The sequence below is a fragment of the Paraburkholderia sediminicola genome (assembly GCF_046030555.1).
In the GTDB taxonomy this organism is placed as follows: Bacteria; Pseudomonadota; Gammaproteobacteria; order Burkholderiales; family Burkholderiaceae; genus Paraburkholderia; species Paraburkholderia sediminicola_E.
Map to the genome: position 1 here is coordinate 33,044 of NZ_JAQQCH010000021.1, position 20,435 is coordinate 53,478.

The 20,435-nt window shown below is 61.9% G+C and carries 15 protein-coding genes; 4 read left to right on the forward strand and 11 right to left on the reverse strand.

The features are described from left to right. Positions 1 to 46: 46 nt before the first annotated feature. Positions 47 to 1,024 carry a PDR/VanB family oxidoreductase gene (locus PQQ52_RS25975; protein ID WP_408217650.1) on the reverse strand — a complete coding sequence of 326 codons (978 nt, stop codon included), beginning with the start codon at positions 1,022 to 1,024 and terminating at the stop codon, positions 47 to 49. 458 nt (positions 1,025 to 1,482) lie between these two features. Further along, positions 1,483 to 2,442 carry a LysR family transcriptional regulator gene (locus tag PQQ52_RS25980; RefSeq protein ID WP_074285949.1) on the reverse strand — a complete coding sequence of 320 codons (960 nt, stop codon included), beginning with the start codon at positions 2,440 to 2,442 and terminating at the stop codon, positions 1,483 to 1,485. 139 nt (positions 2,443 to 2,581) lie between these two features. Between PQQ52_RS25980 and PQQ52_RS25985 the strand changes: the two genes are divergently transcribed. From PQQ52_RS25985 to PQQ52_RS25995, 3 genes are read left to right on the forward strand one after another with little or no spacing between them, the layout of a single operon-like run. Next, the gene (locus PQQ52_RS25985; RefSeq protein ID WP_408217653.1) at positions 2,582 to 3,892 is read left to right on the forward strand and encodes an MFS transporter; all 1,311 of its coding nucleotides are present in this window, start codon (positions 2,582 to 2,584) and stop codon (positions 3,890 to 3,892) included. Between the two features lie 18 nt (positions 3,893 to 3,910). Beyond that, positions 3,911 to 5,155: a Zn-dependent hydrolase gene (locus PQQ52_RS25990; protein ID WP_408217656.1), complete on the forward strand. Its 1,245-nt coding sequence runs from the start codon at positions 3,911 to 3,913 to the stop codon at positions 5,153 to 5,155. Positions 5,156 to 5,212: 57 nt separating this feature from the next. Beyond that, a complete protein-coding gene (locus PQQ52_RS25995) occupies positions 5,213 to 6,235 on the forward strand; it encodes a histone deacetylase family protein (protein WP_408217658.1) in 1,023 nt (340 codons plus the stop codon). Between the two features lie 122 nt (positions 6,236 to 6,357). Here the strand turns inward: PQQ52_RS25995 and PQQ52_RS26000 are convergent, their stop codons facing one another. The 3 genes from PQQ52_RS26000 to PQQ52_RS26010 all read right to left on the reverse strand — a co-directional run bounded on the left by PQQ52_RS26000 (position 6,358) and on the right by PQQ52_RS26010 (position 9,949). Beyond that, a complete protein-coding gene (locus PQQ52_RS26000; protein ID WP_408217661.1) occupies positions 6,358 to 7,737 on the reverse strand; it encodes an MFS transporter in 1,380 nt (459 codons plus the stop codon). 69 nt (positions 7,738 to 7,806) lie between these two features. After that, positions 7,807 to 8,886, reverse strand: a complete 1,080-nt coding sequence (locus tag PQQ52_RS26005; RefSeq protein WP_408217664.1) for a porin — start codon at positions 8,884 to 8,886, stop codon at positions 7,807 to 7,809. 268 nt (positions 8,887 to 9,154) lie between these two features. Further along, positions 9,155 to 9,949, reverse strand: a complete 795-nt coding sequence (locus PQQ52_RS26010) for an IclR family transcriptional regulator (RefSeq protein ID WP_408217667.1) — start codon at positions 9,947 to 9,949, stop codon at positions 9,155 to 9,157. 351 nt (positions 9,950 to 10,300) lie between these two features. Between PQQ52_RS26010 and PQQ52_RS26015 the strand changes: the two genes are divergently transcribed. Then, entirely contained in the window at positions 10,301 to 11,047 is a 747-nt protein-coding gene (locus PQQ52_RS26015) for a glucose 1-dehydrogenase (RefSeq protein ID WP_408217669.1), read from the forward strand. Positions 11,048 to 11,326: 279 nt separating this feature from the next. Here the strand turns inward: PQQ52_RS26015 and PQQ52_RS26020 are convergent, their stop codons facing one another. From PQQ52_RS26020 to PQQ52_RS26045, 6 genes are all read right to left on the reverse strand, one after another. After that, positions 11,327 to 11,887, reverse strand: a complete 561-nt coding sequence (locus tag PQQ52_RS26020) for a hypothetical protein (RefSeq protein WP_408217672.1) — start codon at positions 11,885 to 11,887, stop codon at positions 11,327 to 11,329. Positions 11,888 to 11,923: 36 nt separating this feature from the next. Beyond that, positions 11,924 to 13,975 (reverse strand): alkyl/aryl-sulfatase, encoded by a 2,052-nt coding sequence (locus PQQ52_RS26025; protein ID WP_408217675.1) that lies wholly within the window; start codon positions 13,973 to 13,975, stop codon positions 11,924 to 11,926. 196 nt (positions 13,976 to 14,171) lie between these two features. After that, positions 14,172 to 15,068 (reverse strand): LysR family transcriptional regulator, encoded by an 897-nt coding sequence (locus PQQ52_RS26030; protein ID WP_408217677.1) that lies wholly within the window; start codon positions 15,066 to 15,068, stop codon positions 14,172 to 14,174. A gap of 30 nt (positions 15,069 to 15,098) precedes the next feature. Beyond that, complete coding sequence (locus PQQ52_RS26035) at positions 15,099 to 17,984, reverse strand: Hsp70 family protein (protein WP_408217680.1); 2,886 nt, start codon at positions 17,982 to 17,984, stop codon at positions 15,099 to 15,101. Next, positions 17,981 to 19,831 (reverse strand): Hsp70 family protein, encoded by a 1,851-nt coding sequence (locus PQQ52_RS26040; RefSeq protein WP_408217683.1) that lies wholly within the window; start codon positions 19,829 to 19,831, stop codon positions 17,981 to 17,983. The genes PQQ52_RS26035 and PQQ52_RS26040 overlap by 4 nt, the downstream gene beginning before the upstream one ends. Continuing rightward, on the reverse strand, positions 19,828 to 20,421 hold the full coding sequence (locus tag PQQ52_RS26045) for a DUF2760 domain-containing protein (protein ID WP_408217686.1): 594 nt from the start codon (positions 20,419 to 20,421) through the stop codon (positions 19,828 to 19,830). Before PQQ52_RS26045 ends, PQQ52_RS26040 begins: the two co-directional genes overlap by 4 nt. Between the last annotated feature and the right edge of the window lie 14 nt (positions 20,422 to 20,435).

Genomic DNA, 20,435 nt, shown 5'->3' on the forward strand with positions numbered 1-20,435 from the left:
AGAAGGTGCTGCGAATGCAGCACCGGATTGCATGGAAGATTAAGTCTTAAAGATCGAGTACCAGCAGTGGCGAAGTAGCGCGTGAGACGCAGCAGCAGATCACCTTGCCGCTTGCGCGTTCCGCTTTGCTCAGGCAATGATCGCGATGCTCGGGTGTGCCGCTCACCACGTCGACCATACAGGTCCCGCATACGCCTTCACCACATGACGTATCGACTTCGATGCCGATCGATGCCAGCGCCGCGACGATCGTGGTGTGTTTGTCCACGTGTACCGTTGCACCGCTGCTGGCGATGCGCACGTCGAATGAATCGAGCATGTTCGATTCGTCACTGGCCGCCGAAGCGGGCCCGGCGGCGAAGCGTTCAAGGTGAATCGCCTCGGCAGCCACGCGCTGTTCGCCGATCGCCACCACACGCTCCATGAAGGGCCCTGGGCCGCAAGTATAAATATGCGACCCCTCGCGCGCACTTGCCACACAGTCGGCCAGCACCGCATCGAGCAGTTCTTTTTCGACGCCGAAATGAGGCCGCACGAAATCACTGAACGGTGCGCGCGACAGCAACGGCAAGAACGCCGCGTGCTCCGCACTGCGCGCGAAATAATGCAACACGAAACGCTGCTCCTGCTTGAGCAACCGGTACGCCATGCTCAATAACGGTGTGACGCCGATGCCTGCCGCAATCAGAATGTGTTCGCTCGCTCCGGACGCGAGTTGGAACAGATTGCGCGGCGCGCCGATCGTCAATTCGCAACCGACCGTCACGTCGTCATGCAGCGAGCGCGAGCCGCCGCGCGACGCGTCTTCACGCTTGACGGCAAACAGGTGCGCTTCACGATGATCCGGGTCGCCGCACAAAGAATATTGCCGCGTGATGCCAGAGGGCCCAGTGACGTCGATATGGGCGCCGGGTTCGTAGCGGTCGAACGGTTGTCTGTCCACACGCGATACGCTGAACGAGCGCACGCCGTGCGCTTCGTCACGCACGCTGTCGACGCGTACGCTGAAGGTGGTTCTTTCCATGATCTTGCTGGCCAAAGGACAGAGAGGGGCAGAGCGGACGCCGCATGCATTGCGCGGCGTCCGGTTGTGCGTCAAGGATAAGAAACCGCCGACAATCAGGCAAATCGATTAAAAATCGGTTATGGAATAAATGCCGCTGATAATAGGGGTGTCAAGCCGTGCACCGTCGCTATCCCTGGACACCCGCCAGGTGCCGCACTAGCGCTTTCTCCGGTCGCCGCGTTTGCCGTCGGCGATCTGGGCGAATCCCTGCTCGCCGTGCTGCCCGCCCTGGGCATTCAGTTGCTGGCGCGTGCATTCGTTTGATAGAAAATCGTACCGTGTATGAAGGAGGGCTGGATCGTGTGGCCGACTATTCTGGATACGCTCGGCGCATTGGCGGTGCTGGCAAGCATCGCGACGCAGATTGCGCTCAACCGTAAGCGCTGAAATCAGCGAGGCTTCCCGTTGATCCCCAATCAACGCGGCGCAAGCCGCTCGGGTAGCGCGTAGCGCTGCATTGTGCGCTCCATGCCGTCGAGAAACGCCTGCTCGGCGGCGTTCATCTTGCGGGCGCGCAACCACAGCAGATCGATGTCGACATCCACCAGTCCCTCTTCGGGCGGCAGTCGCCATAGCCGTTGCTGCGCGAGATCGTCGCGCACGATGTGCTCGGGCAGGCAGCCGATGCCATATCCCGCGAAGATCAGCCGGCGCACTTCGTCGAGGCTCGGCGAGGCCGCCACGATGCGTCCGGTGAAGCCGCGTTGATCGCGAAACACGGTAAGCGGCGAGAGGCTGTCGCCGATCTGGTCGCTGGTGAACGATACGAAGTTTTCCGCGAGCAATTGATCGATCGAGAGGGCATGCCGCCCGAATAGCCGATGATGCCGCCCGCAAAAAAGCGCATATCGTTGCCGCAGAAAACAGCGTTGCTCGAGTTTGTCGACGGGTGTTCGGCACAGACCGAGACCGGCCGTGGCCGTCTTTTGCAGCAACGACGAAATGATGTCCGACGAGCGCATCACTTCGATCTGCAAGTCCACGCGCGGATAGGTCTTGTGGAATTCCGCGAGGAATTCGTCATAGACGCCGGAGTCGATGCGGCTTACCGTCAGGAGCCGGATCGACCCGGTGATGTCGTCGCTGCGGTCGTCGAGTTCGGTTTCGAGCCGCGACATGTGGCCGTAAATATCGCTGGCGATCCGGTACACCTCCTCGCCGGCGCGGGTCGGTTCGAAGTGCGGGCCGCGGCGCTGGATCAGGTTGCGCCCGAGCGTGTCTTCAAGCCGCTTGAGCGCCTGGCTGACCGCGGGTTGCGTCAGATGTAAACGGGCCGCGGCACGGCTCACGCTGCGCTCCTGCATGATGACGAGGAAGGTGCGCAGCAGGTTCCAGTCGAGCCTGTCATTCAAAAAACGCGTCACGTCCGCACGCAGTTGCGTCATGGAACCGCCTTCTATATTAGCCAAATTTATAGTTGAGATAATAAACCGAAATTTGACTAATGTTTTATGGCTGGCGATAAAAGACCTCACAAGATGCCCTGATCTCAGGAATCGCGACTGAGGAGCCGCCATGAACGCTTCAACCCAAGCCACCCGTCAGCCCGTGCGAGCGGCAAGCGCCGCTTTCATCGGCACGATGATCGAGTGGTATGACTTTTACATCTACGCCACCGCCGCCGCGCTGGTGTTCGGCGAGTTGTACTTTCCCTCGCACGATCCGTTTGTCAGCACGATGGCGTCGTTCGCGACCTTCGCGGTCGGCTTCTTTGCGCGGCCGATCGGCGGCGTGATCTTCGGCCACCTGGGCGACCGCATCGGCCGCAAGAAGGCGCTGATGACGACGCTGATGATGATGGGCGTCGCGACCGTTTGCGTGGGCTTGCTGCCGGCTTATACGAAAGTCGGCGTACTTGCGCCCGTGCTGCTGGTGTTGCTGCGCGTGGTGCAAGGTGTGGCCGTGGGCGGCGAGTGGGGTGGCGCCGTACTGATGGCCGGCGAACATGCGCCGCAAGGGCGGCGCACCTTCTTCGCTTCGTTCGCGCAACTGGGCAGCCCGGCCGGATTGATTCTTTCGCTCATCGCATTTCGCGCGGTCACGTCGATGCCGCACGACGATTTCATTGCATATGGCTGGCGCCTGCCATTTCTGGCGAGCGCGGTGCTGCTCGCGGTCGGCATCTTTATCCGCATGGGCGTGAACGAATCGCCGGAATTCCAGCGCGAGAAAGATGCGAAGCGTACCGTCGAGTTACCCATCGCCGAAGTGTTCCGTTCTTCCGGCGCGCTCGTTGCGCTGTGCATCGGCGCGAACACAATCGGTATTGCGGGTGTGTATTTCACCAATACCTTCATGATTTCGTACACCACGCAAAACATCGGCGTGTCGAAATCGCTGATTCTCGATTGTCTGTTCGCGGTCGCAATCATCCAGTTTCTGGCGCAGCCGCTGGCCGCATGGCTTGCTGAAAAGATTGGCGGTGCGCGCTTCCTGAAGCTCGCCGCGTTTGCCGCGATGCTCTCGCCGTATCCGATGTTCACGCTCGTGCAAAGCGGCAGCCGACTGTCGATGATTGTCGGCATCGCGCTTGCGGTGGTGTGTATGGCGAGTTTCTATTCGGTGATCGCGGGCTTTGTCAGCGGTGTGTTTCCGGTGCGTGTACGCTATTCCGCGATCTCCCTTTCGTACCAGGTGTGCGGAGCGATCGCAGGCGGTTTGACGCCGCTGGCGGGGACATGGATCGCCCACAAATTCGTTGGCCAGTGGTGGCCGCTTGCGGTGTTTTACACGTGTCTCGCGGGCATCTCGTTGTCGTGCATCGTCGCGCTGGATGCGCTGAAACACCGTCGTGCCGATGCCCCCGAAGCACTGCCGGTACATTGAATCAGAGGGAAATCAAAGATGTTGAAAGTCGATGGAAAACGCCTTTGGGCGAGCTTGATGGAGATGGCGAAGATAGGCGCGACCGCGCGCGGTGGCGTCCGGCGTCTGGCGCTGACGGAAGAAGACCGCCACGGGCGTGAGTTATTTGCCGGCTGGTGCGAGCAGGCGGGCATGACGGTGCATACGGACAAAGTGGGTAATCTGTTTGCGCGCCGCGCAGGAACACGTGTTGACGTGAAGCCTGTGTTGATCGGCAGCCATCTCGACACACAGCCGGAAGGCGGCCGCTTCGATGGCGTCTATGGGGTGCTGGCCGCATTGGAAGTGATTCGGAGTCTGAACGATCAGAACATCCAGACGCATCACCCGATTGAAATCGTCGCGTGGACCAACGAGGAAGGCGCACGCTTCACGCCTGCGATGCTCGGCTCGGCGGTGTTCGTCGGTGCGACGCCCTTGCAAGCGGCATTGGATACGCAAGATGCACAAGGCGTGACGCTGGCCGATGCGCTCAAAGCGTGTGGCTATGAAAATGCACGTCATCTGGATGCGAATCAGGTTGAAGCGTATTTCGAAGCGCATATCGAACAGGGACCGATTCTCGAAAGCCACGGGCATCCGATCGGTGTCGTCACCGGCGGTCAGGCGATTCGCTGGCTCGACGTCGAAGTGACCGGCGTCGCGGCGCACGCCGGCACGACGCCGATGCCTTATAGAAAAGATGCTTTCTTTGCCGCCTCGGCTATGGCGCTCGAGCTTGAGACCATCGCCCAACGCTACGCGCCTTCGGGACTGGTCACGATCGGCCAGATCGACGTGCCGAATTCATCGCGCAATACGATCGCTGGAAAAGTCTCATTCACCGTCGATCTTCGTCATCCCGACGACGCACAGATCGACGCCATGGAGCGCGACGTGCGCGTCGCATTCGAGCAAATCGCCACGCAACGCGGTTTGCAAGCCGCGGTCTCGACTTACTGGAAAAGTCCTGCGACACCCTTCGATACCGGTTGTGTCGCGCTGGTTGAACAGGCGACGCAGCAACTCGGCTACGCTTATGAGCGTATCGTCAGCGGTGCGGGGCACGATGCGATTCATCTGGCACGGCATGTGCCGACCGCGATGGTGTTTATTCCGTGTGTCGACGGCCTCTCGCACAATGAAGCCGAGGATGCATTGCCCGGCGACGTGACCGCCGGTGCGAATGTGTTGATCAATGCGGTGCTGGCGCGTGCGAAGGTGGCCGCACCGGCTTACGCCTGAGTGTGCCTGAGTGCGCCTGAATACAGCTGAATACGCCTGAAGCAAAGGAACTGGACCATGCAGACATTTTTTCACCCGGCACAGTTGAAGCATCATCCGCGCAGCTATCTGTCGCGTGGCCAGATGCGCTCGCCGCAGGAAGTGCCCGAGCGCGCATTGCGGCTCGTCGAAGCCGCGAAGAAGCTCGGCTTCGACGTGCGTGAACCGGCGGATTTCGGCGCTGCGCCGCTCGCCGACGTGCATGGGATGAACTATCTGCGCTTCCTTGAAGAAGCGCAGCGCGAGTGGAAGAAAATTCCGGCGGAATGGGGCGACGAGGTGATGTCGAACATATACATCCGCGAGAATAATCCTTTACGTGGTGTGCTTGCGCAAGCGGCACGCTATCTCGCCGATGGCAGTTGCCCGGTCGGTGCGGATACCTACGAATCCGCTTACTGGTCCGCGCAAAGCGCGTTGGCCGGCGCGCACGCGATTCTCGACGGCGCGAGTGAAGCGTACGCGTTATGCCGCCCGCCTGGCCATCATGCGCGTGCCGAAGCGGCAGGGGGCTTCTGCTATCTGAACAACGCGGCGGTCGCGGCGCAAGCGCTGCGGCAGAAGTACGGGCGCGTCGCGATTCTCGATACGGACATGCACCACGGCCAAGGTATTCAGGAGATTTTCTACGGCCGTGACGACGTGCTGTACGTGTCGATTCATGGCGATCCCACGAATTTCTATCCCGTGGTGGCCGGTTTCGAAGACGAACGTGGCGCGCAGCAAGGCGAGGGCTATAACGTCAATCTGCCAATGCCGCATGGCTCGTCGGAAGCGGTGTTTTTCGAGCAACTGGATGCGGCGTTGCGTGTGGTCGCACGTTTCCAACCGGACGCGTTGGTCGTTGCACTGGGCTTCGACATCTACAAGGACGATCCGCAATCGATGGTGGCCGTGACGACCGAAGGCTTCGGCAAACTAGGCGGTAAGCTCGGCGCGCTGAAGCTGCCGACGCTGATCGTGCAGGAAGGCGGGTATCACATCGAGTCGCTCGACGCGAACGCGCAATCGTTCTTCGGCGGGTTCACGTCGAAACGATAAAGTAAGCGGACGGGGCAACTCGACGCCGCTGCTTCACTCAACGAAGCCTCGCCGGATCGGAACCCGGCGAGGCTGTTCTATATCCACCTCTCACTCGCCCATGTCGACCAGTGCCGAGCGCGTCAAACGCTCGTTTCGCGCGCCGTGTCGCTAGCCGCACGGCGGTCGCCATTGCGGTGGCCGCCATTGCGGTGGCCGCCATTGCGGTCGTCGGGCGCATCGTCGATCTCGATACGCTTCACTTCGCCGAGCAGGAAGGTGTAGCACAACACGGCGATCACCGCGAAGATGCTGATGAGCCCCAATGCCCAGCCGAACGACCCGGTTGCTCGCAAGATGAAGCCGATCGCGATCGGCGTGACGATACCCGACAGGTTGCCGGCGAAATTGACTGCGCCGCCGGTGATTCCCACCATCCCTTCCGGCGCAATGTCCGCCACTAGCGACCACGACGCGGACGCCACGCCTTGTGCGAAGAACGCAAACGACATGATCGCGATCACGACCCAGTTGGTGTCGGTCAATACCGCGAGGGTCATGGTCGGTACCAGCAGCAGGCCGGTCATAATGGGCGTCTTGCGGGCGGTTGCAACCGACGCGCCACGGCGTAGCATCCAGTCCGACAACAAGCCGCCCGCGACCACGCCGAAAGACGCCGCGACGAAAGGCACGGCGCTCACGCTGCCGGCCTTCAGAATCGTCATATGACGTTCGGAGATCAGGTAGGTCGGGAACCAGGTCAGGAAGAAATACAGCGACGACAGCGACGCAAACTTGCCGGCGCAGATCGCGATGATCTGACGGTTGCGAAACAGTATGCCGAGCTTGCGCCATGGAAACGAACGCTGTTGCGGCGCGTCCTTCGCTTCGACCAGGGCGCCACCACTGCGGATATGCTCCAGTTCTGCGGTGTTGACCCATTTGCTTTGATCCGGGTCGCGATACATCGCATACCAGATGCCGGCCCACACGATGCCGAGTGCGCCGGTCAGGATAAAGATCTCGCGCCAGCCGTAGCTATGCGCGATCCAGAACAACGCCGGCGTGAGCGCGGCCATGCCGATGTACTGACCGACCAGGTACACGCTGGTCGCAAAACCGCGCTCGCGCTGCGCGAACCAGATCGAGACGACGCGGTTATTGACAGGGAAGGTCGGTGCTTCAGCCACGCCGACACCCAGACGCAAACCGAACAGCGTCGCGAAGCGGCCCGCGAAACCTTGTGCGAAGGTGAAGACGGACCAGCTGAAAATCGCCAGAGCGTACATCACGCGCGAGCCGAAGCGGTCGACCACCCAGCCGCCCGGAATGTTGGCCAGCACATACGTCCATGAATATGCCGAGAAGATGAAACCGAGTTCGACCGGGCCGAGCCCGAATTCGTTTTTCAGCAGCGGCGCGGCGACCGCGAGATTGGCGCGGTCCAGATAGTTGATGACAGTGCCAACGAATACCAGCAACAGCATCCAGTAGCGTACCCGGGTGGGGCGTGAAGCGGACATGACAGGCTCTCGTTCAAGGTAACGGTGAGCGGCGCGTTCAGACAACGCCGCTCAGCAAACTCGGGAAATTCAGAACAGGTGATACATGCCGACGCGCACCAGCAGTTGCTCGTGCCCGCTTGCCGGACCGACTGTGTAAATGTCGGCGACGCCATTGCCGCTGGCTTGTTGATAGGTCACTTGTGCCTGCAACTGGGTCGCCTTCGACAAGGAGTACATGTCGCCCGCTTCGAGCTGATTCCAGTGCACGTGATTGAACGCCGAATAGGAATAGCCCAGTGTCAATGCATTGGCGACGGTGTTCTGGTATTCGACACCGGTATCGTAATTGAACATGTTGCCGGAGCCGCCCGCCGCCTTCACTTCGCTGCGTGTGTAGAGCGCATGTACGTTCCACTGTTGCGAGAACCGGTACGACGCGCCGATCGCGGTATTGTTCACGGCCTCCGAGCGGAACACGTTGGTGCTGGTCAAGCCGTTCTGGCCGAACAGGCTGTTGAAGCCCATCCGCGAGCTGAAATCGAAGGTGCGGCCGTTGATACTCACATACATCGCCGCGACCGACAGCGGCCCGTTCTGATAGCGCGCAAAGCCGCCGAGTGTGCGACCGAGCGAGGTTGCGCCGCCTGAAAAGCCGTACATCGCGCCGGCCATGAAGCCGCGATAATCGTTGGTGATGTATTTCACCGAGTTGTCGACCTGCGACGAGTTGGCGAGGTTGTCCAGGTTGCCGGGGTGGTACGCGTACAGGTTGTGCTGGAAGAAACCGTTTGAATAGCGTAGCGCGAAGTCTTGCAGGAAATCGGTCTGATGGCCGAGCGTGAGCACGCCGTAGGTGCTGCTTGCCAGTCCGACGTAGGCTTCGCGATTCCACAGGACGCCGCTATTGATCAGCGATCCGGTGGTCGTATTGAAGCCGTTTTCCAGTTGGAAGATAGCGCGCATGCCGTCGCCGAGATACTCCTCGCCGCGCAGGCCGAGCCGGTCTGGCTGACCGATACCCGCCGAGGTGAAATACTTCCTGGCTCCGCCGACATTGCTGACGTAGTTCACGCCGTTATCGACCGTGCCGTACAAGGTGATCGAGCTCTGCGCGTTCGCGCCCGTGGCGATGCCTGCTGCGAGAAAAAACCCCGTCCAACGCTTCACTTTCAGTTCTCCAAGGTACGATCCGGGGGCCGGATCAGATTGTTATGTGTTTTATATATGAGACAGTGCTTTATTAGTGAGACGATTATAGGAGTGTCGCGCGTAAGCGCAAAGTGGAAAATAAATTGTCGGAAGCGCTACATGTGTTGCGCGAGGGGGTGCCGTGGACGTGTGCAGCCCAGCGTGCGAGGCCTGCGAGGCGTGGACAGTAAAGACGAGAGGGAGGTTTTTGGCGGACGAGCCGGACGGCTCGCCCGCGGGTGCCGCGTCAGCGGGCGACGAGCGCGGCCGGCCGGTAGTTCAGCCGTTGCGACAGTTCCGCGGCGGCAGCCCGGACTTTGTCGATCAGGCCGTCCGCGAGCAATTCCGCGTCGAGCCGCTGTTGCGGCACGGTGATGCTGATCGCCGCGACGATCTTGCCCTGATGGTCGCGCACAGGCGCCGCAATGGTCGAAATGCCCTGCTCGAAGAACGACTCGCTGACGCCGTAGCCGCGCTGCGTGCTTTCCTGCACCGCGTCGTAGAGCGCCGCGACGGTGGCCGGCGTATGCGGCGTGAACTCTTCGAGCTTGCGCTCGGGAAACAGCTTGCGCAGCGCGTCCTTGTTGTAGTCGCCAAGCAGCACCTGGCCTACACCGGTCGCATGCGCGGGCAGGCGCGTGCCGATCTTGACCGTGCCGAAGACGCGCTCCGGGCTTGCAGCCTTCGCGACGAACACGGCCTCGCGGCCGTCCAACGCGACGATATGGCTGGAAAAACCCGTCTCCTGGCACAGCCGCTCGATCACCGACGCGCCGAGATCGGTCACTTCAAGCGAGCTCAGATACTCAAAACCGATTTGCAGCACGGCAATGCCGAGCCGATAGTTGCTGTCGTCGCCGGCACGTTCGATGAAGCCCTCGGCTTCAAGCGTTTGCAGCAGGCGAAATACAGTGGAGCGCGGAATACCGAGGCGTCGCGATAGATCGGCGCCGTTCTGCACGGGTTCTTTCGCGGAGAAGCAGCGCAGGATTCGCAGGCCGCGCTCGAGTCCGGGAACAGAATATTTATTGTCGTTTTCCATGCACGATTCAAGGTGAAAAAGGGCGCGCCAGATACGGAGCGAACAGGTTGAAGATGACAAGCGAGGGCGTTGCCGGTGGCTATTATAGTGACTCGCTCATCGCGACATTGACTCGCTGCGCGGCGCGTAGTGAGCCACCGTGGCCCACTGCACGCGTTTCCTGGGCGCCACGTACCGATTGTTCGGCTCATCCGACGTATCTATTCGTTTTGAGCCGCTTTATCCATGCGGCTTGTGTGCCTACATTGTGTCCTGTGACAGCGCCATTGCATTTTCCGGCTTCATCCACGTCAGCCCCGCGAATCTTCGCCATGGCGACGTCGGCGCGAACTCCATCCAAAGGACACGATCATGAGCAAGCTCACAGGTAAGGTTGCGGTTGTAACGGGCGCATCGAAAGGCATTGGTGCCGCGATTGCGAAGGCACTGGCCGCGCAGGGCGCCTCGGTAGTGGTGAACTATGCGTCCAGCAAGGCAGGCGCGGACGACGTCGTCGCCTCGATCACCGCGGCGGGCGGCAAGGCAGTGGCCGTTGCAGGCGATGTGTCCAAGGCAGCCGACGCGAAAGGCATCGTCGATACGGCGGTCGAAACGTATGGCCGCCTCGACATTCTTGTCAACAATTCAGGCGTGTATGAGATGGCGCCGATCGAAGAGATCACCGAAGCGCATTTCCATAAGCACTTTAATGTGAACGTGCTGGGTCTGCTATTGGTCACGCAGGCGGCGGTGAAGCATCTGGGCGAAGGCGGCAGCGTGGTGAACGTCAGTTCGGTCGTCAGCCGCATCACGCCCCCGGGCAGCGCGGTCTATACCGCCACCAAGGGCGCGGTGGACGCCATTACCGGCGTGCTTGCACGTGAACTCGGCCCACGCAAGATTCGCGTCAACTCCGTGAATCCCGGCATGGTGGAAACGGAAGGTACGCATAGTGCCGGCTTTGTCGGCTCGGACTTCGAAACATGGGCGATCAGCACGACACCGCTTGGCCGCATCGGTCAGCCTGACGATATCGCCGACGTTGCCGTGTTCCTTGCCTCCGACGATTCGCGTTGGATGACCGGTGAAAGCCTGATCGCCAGTGGCGGTTCACGGTAACAGGCTGATGCGCAGCGTGTGTTCGCATATTCTTGCGTCGTGAGGCGACGCACCATCCCGAACCACGCTCACCGCTTCAGGACAGCATGAAAACGCCACCGGGCAACACTTGCCCGGTGGCGTTCTGTTCTACTGAGCCGTCACGGCAACGGCGTTCGTCAATTCCACCGCAAACACCGCGGTCTGCGCTGTCAGAGAAAAAATGGGAACGGGTGGAGTAGGGCTGCTTAAAAACTCACACATGCAGCCCTACGTCACACCAACAGAGAAACAACCGCCTTACGCGATTTTGGGCACCGGCGCATCGTCCCAAACGGAGACCGCTGAACCGTTTGCCAGAAGCGCATCGTTCAACACGGCGCGAAGCTGCGCCGTGTGGTCCGCATTCGCGTCCAGCATCACCAGGTCGCTGGCAAATGCGGCATCGATCGTCATCCGGCCATCGAGCACGGCGCGCAACGCCGTTTCCGACGTCACGAACACCACGTCCCGCTCTGCCTGATCGTCCGACGTGACGTTAGGCGGTTCCGGCGTCACGTCCGGATCGAAGCCGGTTTCGGTAGCCTGAAAAAATCCCCATGTACCGATTTCGATCAGCAGCACATAAAAGTCCGGCAGCGCCTGCAACTCGCTGGCGGACTTCGATGCTTCGAGCCGGGCCGTCAAGCCCTTCAATGCATCGATCGCCGCCATACGCATCTTCACATTGCTCAACGCACCATCCATCAGGCTCTCGGGCAACGTCCCCGCGTCGATCGCTTCTCGCGTTGCAACCGCCACCGAGAGCGCCAGTGGATGGCTGATGTTGAACTCGATCTTCAACTCACAGATAGCGCACATCGTCTTTTCCGTCCTTGGTCAGATGTTGCGTGAAGTTCAGGGCGTGACGATGTTGAACCAGAAGTCGAAGTTGTCGAGCCACGACACAAACTCTCCGAGTTTTTTGGTGTCGCCGGTGAGCTTTGCCTTGCCGCCCATCACGAGTTTTTCCATCGACGTGTTGCCCATCATGACGTCGTTCAGATCCGAGCGTGTCATCGTGACGGTGGCGTCCGCGGTATTCGACGTCATGCCTTTCGAATAGTGAAGCGCGGAATTTTCGACACCGACTACATAGTTTTCGTTCGTATCGGTCATCACGAAGTTGAACGAAATGGTCTTGCCGGCGGCGCGCTCCGCGTTCAAACGGACGCCCTGATAATCCAGGAACATCTCCAGCGGCATGGCCTTGATCGTGTCCGGGCTTTGCGAACTGCCGAACGGCACTTTATGCACGCCATTACGCAACTCCATCGCGCCGGTCAGATAGAAGTTGCGCCAGCTCGCCGATTCCGCCTGGTAGCCCATTTGCTCATAGGCGTCCGCCAGCATGTGCCTCGCGGCTACATTTTGCGGATCCGCGAATACCACGTGGTTCACGACTTCAGCGACCCAGCGGTATTCGCCCTTGTCGTAGGACTGCTGCGCCTTGTGCAGAACCGCGGCGGCGCCACCCATGAATTCGACATAATGCTTGCCGTTCTCGACCGGCGGCAAGCGATGCAGATTCGCTGGTACGCCGTCGAAGAAACCGAGGCGCAAGTTGTATTGCGCGACGAGATCATGGAACACCGTGCCGTAGTAACTGCGGCAATACCATTGCCTGGCAAGCGAGTCGGGCAGACGCACGGACTCGGCGATTTCCAGCGGCGTATAGCCGGTGTTCGCAAGGCGCATGGTCTGATCGTGCAGATACCGGTACATGTCGCGCTGTGCTTTCAGGAAGGCGATGATGCGTTCGTTCCCCCACGTCGGCCAGTAGTGAGACGCGAACAGCACCTGCATGTCGCTGCCGAACATGTCGATCGCGGCTTGCAGATACTTCGACCACAACAGTGCATCGCGTACTTTCGCGCCGCGCAGCGTGTAGAGATTGTGCAGCGTATGGGTTGCGTCTTCGGCTGCGCAGAACGCCTTGTACTTCGGGATGTAGAACATGAACTCCGACGGCGCCTCGGACTCCGGCGCCATGATGATCGTCATCTCGACGCCATCGAGCACCAGCTTCTGTCCGGTTGTGGTCGCAAAGTCGGTCGGCACGATCAGCGTAATCGCGCCGACCGACGTGGTCTTGCCGAGGCCGCCATCCACTACGCCGGCCGGTCCGCGCGGCAGCAGGTTGCCGTACATGTAGGCCGCGCGGCGGCTCATTGCATTGCCGGCGATCACGTTTTCACCCACCGCGGCTTCCGTGAAGCCGGCCGGTGCATAGATCTTGACCTTGCCCGACTTCAGATCGGCTTCGTCGACAATGCCGCGGACGCCGCCGTAGTGGTCTGCGTGGCTATGCGTGTAGATCACATGGGTGATCGGTTTGTCGCCGAGATGCGGAACGACTAATTGCTTCCACACCACGGTCGATACGTCCGCTGTCATCAGCGGATCGATCACGATCCAGCCGGTGTCGCCGCGGACGATGCTCATCACCGAGATATCGTAACCTCGCACCTGCCAGACGCCGTCGACGACCTCGAACAGACCGTGATTCATATTCAGCTTGGCATTGCGCCATAAGCTGGGGTTGACCGAGTCGGGAGCGTTGTTTTCCGGGCCGCCTTTAATAAAGGCAAACTGGCTAAGATCCCAGGCTGCGCCACCCTTTGAACTTGGAATGACGCCGTCCGGCAAGGTCGCGATCAGCCCGCGGCTGGCGTCCTGAAAGTCTTGTGTATCGTTGAATGCTAGCTGATTTGCATAAACCGCGTTGGCCTCTCGGGTGGCCTTGGTGGGTGGCTTGAAGCCAATGCCGGTAGCCGCCGGACCGGCTGCGGTTTGTGCCAGTGCTTCTCCGGCGACGGTGCCGATGCCGCTGGCGATACCGACTGAAACGACACCCTTTAGAAAACCTCTACGTTTTGATGCGGAAGCCTGATTATTTTCGTCGGACATAGAACTACCTCCATGTTTCCCAGACGTCCCATTGGCGTTTGCCTAGGGGGCTTTCACTTTCCGCGAGCGTTTTGTTCGCGCGACCAATCGTAGTCAAACTGATGACGGTGTGCAATGGGCTTATGAAGATTTTGCCGTGGCGCGAAGCCGTGCCTGGGCTTTCAATTCAGTCAGTCTGACTTTTATTTTTGTAATGTCAGTTGAAGTAGCCGACAGCGAGATCGATGAATTCACGGATCTTGCGCGGCACGAACTCTCGGCTTGGATAAACGAGCGAGACCGCGACGTCGCCATTGAGCATGGTGTATTCGTTGAGGATCCGCACCAATGAGCCGGCGCGCAATTCATCGCTGACCATTTCAAGCGGCAGCAACGCGATGCCCATTGCGCCGAGTGTCGCCTGCTTCTGCATGATCATGCTATTGACTGTGAACGACGGATCGAGCGTGATGCTTTCTTCGCTGCCATTGCGGTTACTGAACACCCAGGTTTGCGGACTGGTGTCGAGCGGCGCGGCGATCACCCGATGTTGCGCGAGATCGGCCGGGCTTGCCGGATAGCCGGCCTTGGCCAGATAGGCGGTGGACGCCACCGGTACCGCGTGAGCGTTGATGAGGCGGCGTGCCACCAGCGATTCCGAGCGGATCATATGTTCGGTCACGATACCCACATCGAAGCCGCCTTCGAGCAGATCGACACGTTTTTCGGTGAGTGTGACGCGCAGATTCACCTGCGGAAAATTTGCCTGGTACTCCGCAAAAAGTGGTGTGAGCCGGAACAGCGAGAAACTGCCCAATGCCACGATTCGCAGATCCCCCGCGACTTCCTTCGAGGTGGTGGTCGCACGTGATTCGACCTCTTCGAGTTCCGCCAGCAGAACGCGGCAGCCGTCGGCATAATCCGCGCCGGCTTCGGTCAGCACGACCTTGCGCGTGGTGCGCTGGAACAGCCGGATGCCGAGGTGCTTCTCGAGGCTCGACACATGGCGCGTTACGACCGAGGTCGAGACATTGAGTTGCTCGGCGGCTTGCGCGAAGCTGCCCGCGTCGGCGACCTTGACGAAAGCCTGCATGGCCTGAAAAAGATTGATCATGTTAGTGCGAAATACGTGTTCGTCGATCCGTCATTGCGTTGCCGTGATCAGTTTCAGCCCTGCGGGCAGCGATTCGCCGAACACCCGGCCTTCGTCGGCGTTATCGAGCTCCACGGTCTCGCTGACCATCGCGATCCACGCGCGCGGCGCGTTAGCTGCTTCGAGCCGGCGCACCACGGTATGGCGCAAGTCGTCGGGCGGGTCGCGCGAGCGGTCGCCGGTCATACGGGCGATCTGTACCGCGGCGAATGCCGCAGGGTCGACCTTCTTCCAGTCGAGCGCGAGGATCGCGTTCAGCCATTGTGCCGCGATGTCCGGCGGCACGACGCTATGCGCGCTGCCATAGAACGGCCGCCGCGCACCGATGCGGCCGACAGCCCACCAGCTCTGATGGTTTTCCGTGGGCTTCCTGAGCCGCGTGAGTATCGACTCGCCGAGCTCGATCTTGCGTTCGACCGGAATGCGTTCGAGCGATGCGCTCAGCCGGACCATGTCGGTGAAACCGGTTTTCGACACGTCGAATGGCAGCTTGTGGCGCGATTGCGCGGCCGTTTGCAGATAGGCCATCGCGTCGAGCACGCGCAGTTGCGCGCTTTCATCGAGGCCGCCCGCAGCGCGGCGCCACAGCGTCCACCATTCGGACCAGACCTGGCTTTCGTTGACGTATTGAATGCCGTCGTCGAAGAGCGACCAGAGCTGCTCGACGCGCCATTCGTCGAGCGGATAGCCGAAGCCCGGCCGTACGCAATAACCGGCGAGATTCAGCCACAAGCGCTCGTGGTCCGCCGAGCGCCGCCGGCGGCGCGCGCGTTCCCACAGCGCACCGAACAGTTCGCGCAGTAGCGCGCTATTCCAACTCTCGCGCGGCCCGAGCAGCTGTTCGAGTTGCGAGCGCAGGCGTTTGACTTCCTTCGGGTCGACTTTTTGCGTACGGGAGCCGAAGCATCGGTCGATATGGTCGATCGCTTCGTCGAGCGCAGGGTGCCGGCTTTGTGCCGGATCCGCCTGCAAGTTCACCTGGGCATCTTCACGACGCAACTGGAATTCAAGCAGCCAGCGCTGTGCGGGATTGTCGAGCTCGATACAGTGGACTTCGAGCGTGCCCACTTCGGTCAGGGACGTCGCGATGTGTACCGTGGTTTCGCCGCGCGCCGTGCTTGCGCCGCGCGGCTGCACGATCGTCGCGATCGGTGGCAGCCGAACGAAATCGCCTTGCGTAAGATCGGCCAGCTCGCCTGGCTGGTAGACCGTATCCGCGCTTGAAGAGGCGAGGTGAAAGCGCACCGGATGCCCGAGGCGCAGTGCAAATGTGTGGTCTTCGATACGAATTTCGTGGCCTTCTTCGGTGCCGCGCGGCAGCAGGCAGATGCCGCGTTGCGCCGGGTCGGCATCGCGTTCGCTATCAGCGGCTTCGTCCAGCACAAGAAAGTAACTGCGTGCCGAGCCGCCGCCGATTTTCGGCGCCTGGCCCGTGCGGGCGAGAGCGTAAGCAACCGCGCCGCGCGCCACGGCGACGTCGGGATTGTCGTTGTGCAGAACATTGAGCGGTTCGCCGCGCCACGTGCCCAAGGTGCTGGACAGACGCTGCGTCAAAGCCTCGGCGCGAAACACGCCGCCGTTCAGCAGTAGCGTGTCAGGCACGGGTAAAGGCTCGTCCTGAGCTTCGCCCGCATGAGGGGAAGCGGGAGAGGAACCCAGTGCCTTGCGCGACTGCGCTGCGAAGCGACTCAGAAACGCCGCGATATGACGCGTGACCGCTGCATCGGTGGCATAGGGCAAGCCGAACTCGACGATCGCGCCTCGCGGCCGTCCGGGCCGTTCGTTCGACGCCACCGCCGGAAAGAAGCCGTCGACGATGATCTGCTCGACTTCCTCGCGCGTGATCTGCGCCGTGCGCGCGCCGCCGATCAGCTTCGAACCTGCGCCGAGCAGCGTGATCGAAGCCGACTCCGGCGCTTGCGGACCGAGCAGTTGCTCTTTCGCGCCGCGGCAACGCTCGACCAGTTGCGACAGACTCGCCGCCGACAAACGCGCGCGCTCGTTGCCTGCTTGAGGCAACCGCGCCTCGACCCGATGCGCGAGCGCGAGATCCATGTTGTCGCCGCCGAGCATCAGATGATTGCCCACGCCGATGCGCGTGAGCTGCGGCTCGCCGTCGCGCATGTTGACTTCGATCAGCGTGAGGTCGGTGGTGCCGCCGCCCACGTCGCAGATCAGCACGAGCCGTGTATCCGACAGTTCCGTTGCAAGGCTTTCGCGATGATGAAACAGCCAGTCGTAGAATGCCGCCTGCGGTTCTTCCAGCAGCCTCAACGTGGGCAGGCCCGCCATCCGCGCCGCTTCTACAGTCAACGCTCGCGCACCTTCGTCGAAGGAAGCGGGCACCGTTAGCACGACGTCCTGCGCTTCGAGCGGCGCGTCTGGAAAGCGCTGATTCCAGGACGCCCGCACGTGCGCCAGATAGCTCGCGCTGGCCTCGACCGGCGAGACCTTGCGGACCTCGTCCGCGGCGCCCCATGGCAGGATCGGCGCGGTGCGATCGACTGATGCGTGCGACAGCCAGCTTTTCGCGCTCGCTACCAGCCGTCCAGGCACCTGGCCGCCGAGCGCACGCGCGAGCCTGCCGATCACGACCGGCTGATCCACCTGAGCGCCGCCAGCGCCATCGACCGAACCCTTTGCCGTACGCCAGGGCAAGTGCAAATCGCCCGCGCTCAGCTCGCCCGGCGCCGCGTGATACCGCACCGACGGCAGGAGCGGCCGCGCAGCGACTTCACCGAGACTCACCAACTGATCGATCTCGAAGACGCGGATCTGCTGCGAGCCCGCAGCGGGGTCGCCCGCCGCAGCATAGGCCAGCACCGTGTTGCTGGTGCCGAGATCAATGCCGACGCTGTAGCGCTTCAACTCAGTCATGCATTGACGCCGCCGCGCACGTCGAACTCGACCTTCCAGCGTTCGTCGGTGCCGCGCGGCATGGCTTCGAGTTCGAGCGTGCCGGCTTCCGTCACGCGCGCATGCAGTTTCACCGGCACGATCTCACCGGCCGTGCGGCCGGCGGCGGGCAGCGTCGCCTGGATTTCTTCGAGCTCCTGCAGTTCCTCGGGGCCCCAGAAGTCGAGCAGCGTGCCGACCTGATCCTGACGACGCACCGACGATCCGAAGAAGCGGAAATGCACCGGCTCGCCGACGACCAGTCCGAACTCCTGCGCCGGCAGTTCGGCGTCCGTGCCTTCCTCCATGCCGAACGGTGCGACGCACAGTGCCTGCACCGGCGGCTCTAGACCGGGGACGGCGGGCATCGCCGATTCGATCGCGATGTAGTACGCGCGCGCCGTGCCGCCACGAATGCGCACGCCCTGACCGCGTCGCACGTAGCCGTAATAAGCCGCGCCGCGCGCGACGGCGAGATCGAGATCCGCGCCTTCGAGCAGGCGTGCTGGTGGTGCACCTTCGGCGCCGAGCCAGCCATTGAGTGTGCCCATGATCCGTTCGACCAGCAGCGGCGACTTGAACACGCCGCCGTTGAAGAGCACGGCGGTGGGGTGGAGGAAGGTCGCGCCTTCCGCCGTGGCGATATCGCGCAAGCCTTCGAGTTCGGCCAGGGCGCCAACCTGCCGACCAAGGAAGGCCGCCAGATGCCGCGTGATGCCCGCATCCTGTGCATATGGCAGACCGAGTTGCGTCAGACCGGCACGCGCGCGGCTCACCGGACGCGCCGCGCTTTCCACCTGCGGGAAGAAGCCTTCGAGAATCGTCTGGGTCAACTCCGCACGCGTCAGCTCGGTGCGGATCGAACCGCCGATCAGCTTCGAACCGCGGCTCGGCACGACGAGCGGCACCGTATCGGTCGACGGGTCGCCAAGCAGCGCTTCCTTCGCCGAGCGGCAGGCGTAGGTGAGGGCGCGCAGTTGCCACGCGTCGGCCTGGGTACCAAGTGCCGCGAGCTTGCGCGCGACCACGTGAGCCAGCGCAAGATCCATGTTGTCGCCGCCCAGCAGAATGTGTTCGCCGACCGCGACGCGATGCAGTTCGAGGTTGCCTTCGCGCTCGATCACGGCGATCAGCGAGAGGTCGGTCGTGCCGCCGCCCACATCGACCACAAGAATGATGTCGCCGACCTTGACCTGCTTGCGCCACTGGCCGCCGCTCTTCTGAATCCAGCTATACAGCGCGGCTTGCGGTTCTTCGAGCAGCGTCATGCGGCCGTAGCCGGCAGCTTCCGCGGCTTCGGCGGTCAATTCGCGCGCGGCTGGATCGAACGATGCGGGGATCGTTACCGTGATGTCCTGCTGGCTGAACGGTGCGTCCGGATGCGCGTGATCCCACGCTTCGCGCAGGTGCGTCAGATAGCGCACCGAGCTTTCGAGCGGCGAGACGCGCGCGACTTCAGGCGGCGCATCGTTCGGCAGAATCGCCGCGCGGCGGTCGACGCCCGGATGACACAGCCAGCTCTTGGCGCTCGACACAAGCCGGATCGGCGTAGCCGCGCCGCGGCTGCGGGCAAATTCGCCGACCGCGAATTCGCGCTGGCCGGTCCACGGCAGGTACAGGTCGCCCGAGGCGAGTTCGTCCGGATGCGGCAGGTAGAGGAACGAGGGCAGCAGATCGAGGTTGTCGATCGCGCCGGGGCCCGTGAGTTGCGCGACCGGGAGCACGCCTTGAGTGGTCTTTTCGCCGTCGCTGGCGGTCGTGTCCACGTAGGACAGCGCGCAGTGCGTGGTGCCGAGGTCGATACCGATCGAGAAGCGTGCGTCGCTCATAGCTCCACCTCGGCCGGCGCGATCACCTTGGCGTTATGGCTGTCGGTCAATTTCGGCAGACGCACTTCGTCGACGCACCAGCCGCGGTGGCTGATGCTGCCGTTAAACGGCGCCTTGCCGACGACGTTGCCGGTCAGGCGAATCGAGGTCGCGTCGAAGCCTTCGGCCAGTGTCACGCGACTGCCTTCGGCTTCGTCGCGCACCGGACGGATCGTGAAATGCTCGCGCAGCGTCGCGCGGCAGCCGTCGTGCACGAGGCGGGCCGCGGCGCCGATGTCAGCGTCGCTATAGCCCTTGATGTCTTCTTCGACGAAATCGATGAAGCGCGCGTCGCGTTGCAGCAGGCCGAGCAACTGGAGCGCAGCGTCCGGGCTCGCTTCCTTCAGCGTGGGCACCGGTTGCGGGGCGGGCGCCGGCGCAGCGGCAGGCGCGGGTGTGGGTGCAGCGGCAGGTGCAGCGCTCGCGGCAGCGGCGCCGCCCTTACGCAGGCGCAGCACCCCGCCGGCGAACTCACCATCGCCGAGGATGCTAAAAAACGTACTGACGGCAAGTGAAATCCTGCCGAGGAAAGACGGGTTCGAATCGGTCATGAATGCTCCTGAGG

What these genes read in the sequence shown, in the direction of transcription:
- PQQ52_RS25975 (WP_408217650.1), bottom strand. Translation starts at nt 1,024, where the DNA reads ATGGAAAGAACCACCTTCAGCGTACGCGTCGACAGCGTGCGTGACGAA.
- PQQ52_RS25985 (WP_408217653.1), top strand. Translation starts at nt 2,582, where the DNA reads ATGAACGCTTCAACCCAAGCCACCCGTCAGCCCGTGCGAGCGGCAAGC.
- PQQ52_RS25990 (WP_408217656.1), top strand. Translation starts at nt 3,911, where the DNA reads ATGTTGAAAGTCGATGGAAAACGCCTTTGGGCGAGCTTGATGGAGATG.
- PQQ52_RS25995 (WP_408217658.1), top strand. Translation starts at nt 5,213, where the DNA reads ATGCAGACATTTTTTCACCCGGCACAGTTGAAGCATCATCCGCGCAGC.
- PQQ52_RS26000 (WP_408217661.1), bottom strand. Translation starts at nt 7,737, where the DNA reads ATGTCCGCTTCACGCCCCACCCGGGTACGCTACTGGATGCTGTTGCTG.
- PQQ52_RS26010 (WP_408217667.1), bottom strand. Translation starts at nt 9,949, where the DNA reads ATGGAAAACGACAATAAATATTCTGTTCCCGGACTCGAGCGCGGCCTG.
- PQQ52_RS26015 (WP_408217669.1), top strand. Translation starts at nt 10,301, where the DNA reads ATGAGCAAGCTCACAGGTAAGGTTGCGGTTGTAACGGGCGCATCGAAA.
- PQQ52_RS26020 (WP_408217672.1), bottom strand. Translation starts at nt 11,887, where the DNA reads ATGTGCGCTATCTGTGAGTTGAAGATCGAGTTCAACATCAGCCATCCA.
- PQQ52_RS26025 (WP_408217675.1), bottom strand. Translation starts at nt 13,975, where the DNA reads ATGTCCGACGAAAATAATCAGGCTTCCGCATCAAAACGTAGAGGTTTT.
- PQQ52_RS26030 (WP_408217677.1), bottom strand. Translation starts at nt 15,068, where the DNA reads ATGATCAATCTTTTTCAGGCCATGCAGGCTTTCGTCAAGGTCGCCGAC.
- PQQ52_RS26035 (WP_408217680.1), bottom strand. Translation starts at nt 17,984, where the DNA reads ATGACTGAGTTGAAGCGCTACAGCGTCGGCATTGATCTCGGCACCAGC.
- PQQ52_RS26040 (WP_408217683.1), bottom strand. Translation starts at nt 19,831, where the DNA reads ATGAGCGACGCACGCTTCTCGATCGGTATCGACCTCGGCACCACGCAC.
- PQQ52_RS26045 (WP_408217686.1), bottom strand. Translation starts at nt 20,421, where the DNA reads ATGACCGATTCGAACCCGTCTTTCCTCGGCAGGATTTCACTTGCCGTC.